General features: G+C 65.9%; 4 protein-coding genes. 3 read left to right on the forward strand and 1 reads right to left on the reverse strand.

Features of this window, described 5'->3' with window-relative positions:
* Nucleotides 1–280: 280 nt before the first annotated feature.
* A complete protein-coding gene (locus HNP46_RS18825) occupies nt 281–2,278 on the reverse strand; it encodes a TonB-dependent receptor family protein (protein ID WP_184591979.1) in 1,998 nt (665 codons plus the stop codon).
* Nucleotides 2,279–2,629: 351 nt separating this feature from the next.
* Here HNP46_RS18825 and HNP46_RS18830 point away from each other — a divergent pair, with 351 nt between their 5' ends.
* The 3 genes from HNP46_RS18830 to HNP46_RS18840 all read left to right on the forward strand — a co-directional run bounded on the left by HNP46_RS18830 (nt 2,630) and on the right by HNP46_RS18840 (nt 6,915).
* A complete protein-coding gene (locus HNP46_RS18830; protein WP_184591873.1) occupies nt 2,630–5,065 on the forward strand; it encodes a glucose/quinate/shikimate family membrane-bound PQQ-dependent dehydrogenase in 2,436 nt (811 codons plus the stop codon).
* Nucleotides 5,066–5,157: 92 nt separating this feature from the next.
* Nucleotides 5,158–6,423 (forward strand): carbohydrate porin, encoded by a 1,266-nt coding sequence (locus tag HNP46_RS18835; protein ID WP_184591876.1) that lies wholly within the window; start codon nt 5,158–5,160, stop codon nt 6,421–6,423.
* A 159-nt stretch (nt 6,424–6,582) separates the two neighbouring features.
* Nucleotides 6,583–6,915, forward strand: coding sequence for a hypothetical protein (locus tag HNP46_RS18840; RefSeq protein WP_184591878.1), 333 nt, complete (start codon nt 6,583–6,585; stop codon nt 6,913–6,915).
* The last annotated feature ends 251 nt before the right edge of the window (nt 6,916–7,166 follow it).

Consider the following 7,166-nt stretch of genomic DNA (forward strand, 5'->3'; position numbering starts at 1 on the left):
GATGCAAAGCACGCGAGGATAGAGGATTCGGTGCCGTTGTGGCGCCCTGATGACGATGATCGGGCATCGAAGAATGCGGGTTCGCGAGCAAGCTCGCTCCTACAGAGCTCGCGCTGCCCTTGTAGGAGCGAGCTTGCTCGCGAACCCGCGCGGCACCATCACTCGAACCGGTACTCCAGAACCGTAGGGCGCATAACCTGGAACAGGTTATCCGCCGACCGGCTTGCGGCGGATAACGCTGTCGCGTTATGCGCCCTACGCAAAGCCTCGGTCGGGACTCTCAGTCGAACCGGTACTCCAGCCCCGCCCCGGCGTACCACGAACGCCCCGGTGCCGCCTCGTAGTAGCGGCCATTGCTGTCGCCGACTATCACCGAGCCGACGTACTGGCGGTCCAGCAGGTTGTCCAGGCGCACCAACTGGTGGAAGGTCCAGGGGCCGACGTGCTGCTCGAAGCGGGTGCGCCAGTTGAACACTGCATAGCTGGGCGCCGGCTTGTCTTCGTTGCTGTCCTCGACGTAGACCTTGCTGCGGTACTGACCTTCGAAGCCCATGCTGATGCCGTCCTGCGGCTTCCACACCAGCTCGCCGAACAGGCTGCTGCCGGGCACGCCGGGCAGGTGGTTGCCCTTCTCGATGGTGCTGCCGCTCTCGACGAAGTCCTCGTCGTAGGTGGCATCCAGGCGGGTGTAGGCCAGGTTGGCCTGCCACTGCTCGGACAGGTCACTCTGCATGCCCAGCTCGAAGCCGCGGCGCAGGGTCCTGCCGGCATTCTGGTAGCTGGTGCGGCCGTCGGTGGAACTGGCGACGACGATCTCGTCGTCGGTGCGGATTTCGAAGATCGCCGCGTTGATGCGCGTGCTGCCGGCGACCTTGGCCTTCAGGCCGATCTCGTACTGGGTGCTGGTGGCCGGGTCGAGGCCGAAGTTGAAGCTTTCCGCCAGGCCCGGCGCGTAGGCCATCTCGGCCTGGGTCGGGGTCTCGAAGCCCTTGCCGGCGCTGATGTAGCCGTGCAGCTCGGGAGTGAAGGCATACATCACCGAGAGCGACGGGTTGTTCTGCTGGTACTTCTTCGAGCCGCTGGAGTCGCCGTTGCTCAGGTAGTGGTCGTCCACTTCCATCTTCATGGTGCTGTGGCGCAGGCCGGCATCGAAGGTCCAGTTGCCCAGCTCCCAGCGCGCCTGCACGTAGGGGTCGAGGCTGGTGGCGATGTCGTTCTCGTTGCGCCGTAGCTCGCCCTTCACACCGAGCTGGTCGCCGCTGAAGTTCTGGAAGCCCTTGCGGTCATCCTCGCTGCGGTCGTAGTCGACCCCGGTGGTGACGGTCAGCTCGCCCGGCACGCCCTGCACCGGCTGGATCCAGCGCAAGGTGCCGCCGTGGAACTCGCGGTCGAAGTCGACCACGCCACCGCCGCGCTCGGCGTTCGAGGCAATGCGCTTGAGGATCGACAGGTACTGCACCACGCTGCGCTGGCCGGCGTAGAGATTGAACTGCAGGGTCGCGTCGCCGAAGTAGCGCTCGTAGTTCATGCCCAGTTGCTGGTGGTCGATGCTCTTGCGCGTGTTGTACAGCTCGGCAGCCGGGGCGACGGAACGCGGATCGTGCTGGTAGGCGTCCCAGGTCTGGCCCAGCGGGTCCTGCGTGTTGTTCTGTTCCAGGCTGCTGTAGATCAGCGCCATCCGGCTGTCTTCGTCGGGCTTGAAGTTGAGCTTGGCGAAGGTCTGGTCGCGGCGCGCGGCGCTGTGGTCGCGGTAGCCGTCGGTGTCCAGCCGCGAGGCGTCGAGGAGGAAGCCGGCCTGCTCGGTGCCGCCTTCGGCATACAGGTGGTTCTTGTTGAAGCCGTCGCTGCCAAAAGTGGTTTCGGCGCCGATCGTGGGCGGGCCGTAGCCGTCACGGGAGAACATCTGGATCACCCCGCCACTGTTGCTGCCATAGAGCGTCGAGGCCGGGCCACGCAGCACCTCGATGCGATCCGCGACATCCAGGTTCAGCGTCGCCGCCTGGCCCTGGCCATCCGGCGTGCTGGCCGGGATGTCATCGCTGAGCAGCTTCAGCCCGCGGATGCCGAAGGGCGAGCGCGCGCCGTAGCCGCGGGAGGAAATCTGCAGGTCCTGGGCGTAGTTCTGGCGGTTCTGCACCACCAGGCCGGGCACCCGCTGCAGCACTTCGGAGACATTGACGCCCAGCTGGCCATCGCTGAGCTGCGGTTGCCGCACGGTATCGATGGAGAACGGCAGGTCAAAGCTCGACACCGGCGCATAAGCGCCCGTGACGACCATGGGCTCGGCCAGGGCCTCTTCGGCACTCTTCGGTGCATCGGCACGGGCCAGTTGGCCGTGGGCGAAGCCGCAGATCAGCAGCGGCAGCAGTTTGAGTCGGACGGGCACAACGGAGCGGGAAGCAGGCACGGCGGCTAGATTCTTCTGTAGGACCGAACAGCGATGCTGCCAGTCTCGGCAGGCGCTGCACAGGGCTTTCGTGGATCGGAGTGTTGCAGGTGATCGAACGTGCAGAGGCTATTTCATTCGTCACGGCTTTCTGACAAAGGGCGCATCTTCGACGATTGTACTATCTAGTTAATTAGCATGCTAAGCGTATAATCAGCGCATCCAACAGTGAGAACCTTCTGTATGAAACCGGTACAGCGTGCCTCCCGTGCGGGCACTTTCCTCCTCCTCGGCCTGGGTGTGATCATCACATTCCTCGGCCTCGCCCTGGCCGCCGGCGGCGTCCGTCTGGTCAGCCTCGGCGGCTCCTGGTATTTCCTGATCGGCGGTCTGGCCATGGCCCTTTCCGGCCTGCTGATCGCCCTGCGCAAGCCGGCCGGCGCCTGGCTGTTCGCTGCCTTCCTGGTCACCACCGCGATCTGGGCCGTGGCCGACAGCGGGCTGGTGTTCTGGCCGCTGTTCTCGCGGCTGTTCATGTTCAGCGCCATCGGTGTGGCAGTCGCGCTGGTCTATCCGCTGCTGACCCGCTCCGCTGGCCAACAGGCTGGCCGCGGTGCCTACGGCATCGCAGGCGTTCTGGCGGTGCTGGTGGCGATTGCCGCCGGCAACATGTTCGTCGCCCACCCCAGCGTCGCGCCCACCGGTAACGGTCCGGGCCTGACGCCGGTGGACCCGGCTCACGCGCAGAAAGACTGGGCGCACTACGGCAACACCGAAGGCGGCAGCCGCTTCGCCGCGCTGGACCAGATCAACCGCAGCAACGTCGACCAGCTCAAGGTGGCCTGGACCTACCACACCGGTGATGTGGCCATCAGCGACGGCAACGGCGCGGAAGACCAGCTCACCCCGCTGCAGGTCGGCGACAAGGTGTTCATCTGCACCCCGCACAACAACCTGATCGCCCTGGATGCGGACACCGGCAAGCAGCTCTGGAAGAACGAGATCAACGCCCAGTCCAAGGTCTGGCAACGCTGCCGTGGCATGGCCTACTTCGATGCCACTAAACAGATCGCCCAGCCGACCCAGCCCGACAGCTCGCCGGTCATCGCCGCCAGCGTTCCGGCCGGCGCCAACTGCCAGCGGCGCCTGCTGACCAACACCATCGACGCGCGCCTGATCGCGGTGGACGCCGACACCGGCGAGTTCTGCCAGGGCTTCGGCCACAACGGCCAGGTCGACCTGAAAGCCGGCCTGGGCGACGTGCCCGATTCCTATTACCAGCTCTCTTCCGCCCCGCTCATGGCCGGCACCACCGTGGTGGTCGGCGGCCGCGTCGCGGACAACGTCCAGACCGACATGCCCGGCGGCGTGATCCGCGGCTTCGACGTCATCAGCGGCGCCATGCGCTGGGCCTTCGATCCGGGCAACCCTCAGGACAAGCAGGCCCCGGCCGACGGCAAGAGCTACGTGCGCAGCACCCCCAACAGCTGGGCGCCGATGTCCTACGACCCGGCGATGAACACGGTCTTCCTGCCCATGGGCAGTTCCTCCACCGACATCTATGGCGTGGAGCGTACGAAACTCGACCACACCTACGGCGCCTCGATCCTTGCCGTGGACGCCAGCACCGGCGCCGAGAAGTGGGTCTACCAGACCGTGCACAACGACCTCTGGGACTTCGACCTGCCGATGCAGCCGAGCCTGGTGGACTTCCCCGTCGCCGACGGCAAGAGCGTGCCCGCCGTGGTGATCGGCACCAAGGCCGGGCAGATCTACGTGCTCGACCGCGCCACTGGCAAGCCGCTGACTGAAGTGAAGGATGTGCCGGTCAAGCCGGGCAACATCCCCGACGAGCCCTATTCGCCGACCCAGCCGAAATCCGTCGGCATGCCGCAGATCGGCGCGCAGACCCTCAGCGAATCGGACATGTGGGGCGCCACGCCCTATGACCAGCTGCTGTGCCGCATCGACTTCAAGAAGATGCGCTACGACGGCCTCTACACCGCGCCCGGCACCGACCTGTCGCTGAGCTTCCCCGGCTCCCTGGGCGGGATGAACTGGGGCAGCCTGTCCACCGACCCGGTGCACGGCTTCATCTTCGTCAACGACATGCGCCTGGGGCTGTGGATCCAGATGATCCCCTCGGCCAACCAGGGCGCCGCGGCCGGCGGCGGCGAAGCGCTGAACACCGGCATGGGCGCCGTGCCGCTGAAGGGAACGCCCTACGCGGTGAACAAGAACCGCTTCCTCTCGGTGGCCGGCATCCCCTGCCAGGCGCCGCCGTTCGGCACTCTCACTGCCATCGACCTGAAGACCCGCCAGGTGGCCTGGCAGGTGCCGGTGGGCACCGTGGAAGACACCGGCCCGCTGGGCATCCGCATGCACCTGCCGATCCCCATCGGCCTGCCGACCCTCGGCGGCACGCTGTCCACCCAGGGCGGCCTGCTGTTCATCGCCGGTACCCAGGACTTCTACCTGCGCGCCTATGACAGCAGCAACGGCGAGGAAATCTGGAAGGCCCGCCTGCCCGTCGGCAGCCAGGGCGGCCCGATGACCTACGTATCGCCGAAGACCGGCAAGCAGTACGTCGTCGTCACCGCCGGCGGCGCGCGCCAGTCCACCGACCGTGGCGACTACGTGATGGCCTACGCGCTGCCCACTCCCCCGCCAGGGAAATAAGCCTCCTGTCGCGCCCGCTCCCACGCGGGCGCCTCCTTCCGGCGCGGCCCTACCACTGCGCCTTTTTTATTCGCTGCAAGATCAGGTTTCCCATGCGCAATACCCTCCGCCTTACGCCCGGCCTGTTGCTGTGCGTCATCTCCCTGCCCGCCTTCGCCGAGCAGGACCTGCTGGAACGCTCCACCCTCACCGGCGACTGGGGCGGCCTGCGCCACCAACTGGAAGCAGACGGCGTCAGATTCACCGGCGACTACAGCGGCGAGACCGCCTACAACGCCCATGGCGGCCTGCACCGCTCGGCGCGCTACTCGCAGAACCTCAAGCTGGGCGTGCAGTTCGACCTGGCAAAACTGTACGGCTGGGACAATGGCGGCAAGGTCCAGCTGACCATCAATGACCGGCGCGGCAACAGCGCCTCGGAAGACCTGGTGGGCAACCGCCTGCCGGTGCAGGAAAACTACGGCGGCCTCTACACCCGCCTGACCGAACTGAGCTACGAACGCGACCTGAGCCGCGACGTGAACCTCAAGCTCGGCTACATGGCCATGGGCAACGACGTCGGCGGGCTGGACAGCGGCATCCTCTGCAACTTCATGAACGCCGGCTTCTGCGGCCACCCGCTGAACATGTCCGGCGGCAGCGGCTGGACCAACTACCCCAACGCGCACCTGGGCGCGCGGGTGAAATACAGCTTCGCGCCGGACTGGCAGCTGCGCATCGCCGCTTTCAATGTCGACCCGGACAGCAACGGCAACTCCAGCCGCGCCTGGCACCTCACACCCAAGCACACCACCGGCACCGTGGTGCCCATCGAGCTGATCTACAAGCCCCAGGGCGAGCTGCCCGGCGAGTACAAGCTGGGCTGGTACTACGACAGCTCCAATGTGCAGCGCATCGGTAGCGACAAGCAGGCATCCGGCCGCAGCGGCCACTACCTGCTGGTGGACCAGGCCGTGTGGAATGATCCGGCCTCGAAGGGCCGCAGCCTGCACCTGTTCGGCCAGGCCTCGGCCGCCAGCAGCGCCGCCTCCCCTTTCACCAAGTGGTATGGCGCTGGCGTGGTGCTCTACAAGCCCTTCGAAGGTCGCCCCAAGGACAGCCTCGCCCTGGGTTACGGCCGCGCCGTACCCAACCCGCGCAGCCGCGAAGTCCAGGAGAACAACGCCCTCGCCAGCGGCCAGGACTACCCCAGCCTGGACAGCGGCGAACAGCTCGTCGAACTGAGCTACGGCTACCAGGCCACGCCCTGGCTGAGCCTGCGCCCGGACCTGCAGTACGTCATCGAGCCCGGCGCCTTCTCCGGCCAGGACATCGACAATGCGCTGCTTCTCGGCCTGCAGGTGAAGGCCAGCTTCTGACCCGAACGGCTCAGAAAAGCGTCCTGAGACAAATTGATACAGTAACGGTCTGTTCTATAAGACTTTTCCTATACAAATGGCACGTACGTGCTCCTAGACTGGCCTGTCACCCTGCGGGACCACCCCCAGGACGTTGACACCGTTTTATTGGAGCCCCTCATGCCCGGTTGGTATGAAATCAAGGAACTCAGCAGCGGCACTCGCCGTGTCCTTCTCAAGAACACCGCTCACGGCACCCTGCTGGAAAGTCACGCCTATCCCACACAGGAGGCAGCCGAGCAGGCCATCGCAAGCCTGCGCAGCTCCTGTGCCGCGGTCGAGCGCTACAAGCGCCAGATGTCGCCGGGTGGCAAGAATTTCTTCGTGATCCGCGACAACACCGGCGCAGAAGTGCACAAGAGCAAGCTGTACGACTCCGAGGCCGCACGCGAACAGGCGATCGCAACGATCGCCCAGGCCGGCCTGAGCACCGAGCTGCGCGCCCACGCCTGAGTGCCGCAGCCATGAAAAAGCCCCGCGCAATGCGGGGCTTTTTTGTGGGCGCGCCACAACGGTTGCACCAGCTTCGTAGGGCGCATAACCCGGAACGGGTTATCCGCCGATGCCATTGGCGGATAACGCTGGCGCGTTATGCGCCCTACTGCCTGGTTTCGGCATGAGAGCGGCGCGATCTTGTCCCATCGGCAGAGTGCGGTTTGCGAGCAAGCTCGCTCCTACAGGCCGGCTTCGTAGGGCGCATAACC

This window comes from Pseudomonas nitroreducens (assembly GCF_014204515.1).
In the GTDB taxonomy this organism is placed as follows: Bacteria; Pseudomonadota; Gammaproteobacteria; order Pseudomonadales; family Pseudomonadaceae; genus Pseudomonas; species Pseudomonas nitritireducens_A.

Bases quoted from the DNA above. Each gene is read 5' to 3' on its own strand.
- HNP46_RS18825 (WP_184591979.1), bottom strand. From the start codon at position 2,278: ATGGTCGTCACGGGCGCTTATGCGCCGGTGTCGAGCTTTGACCTGCCG.
- HNP46_RS18830 (WP_184591873.1), top strand. From the start codon at position 2,630: ATGAAACCGGTACAGCGTGCCTCCCGTGCGGGCACTTTCCTCCTCCTC.
- HNP46_RS18835 (WP_184591876.1), top strand. From the start codon at position 5,158: ATGCGCAATACCCTCCGCCTTACGCCCGGCCTGTTGCTGTGCGTCATC.
- HNP46_RS18840 (WP_184591878.1), top strand. From the start codon at position 6,583: ATGCCCGGTTGGTATGAAATCAAGGAACTCAGCAGCGGCACTCGCCGT.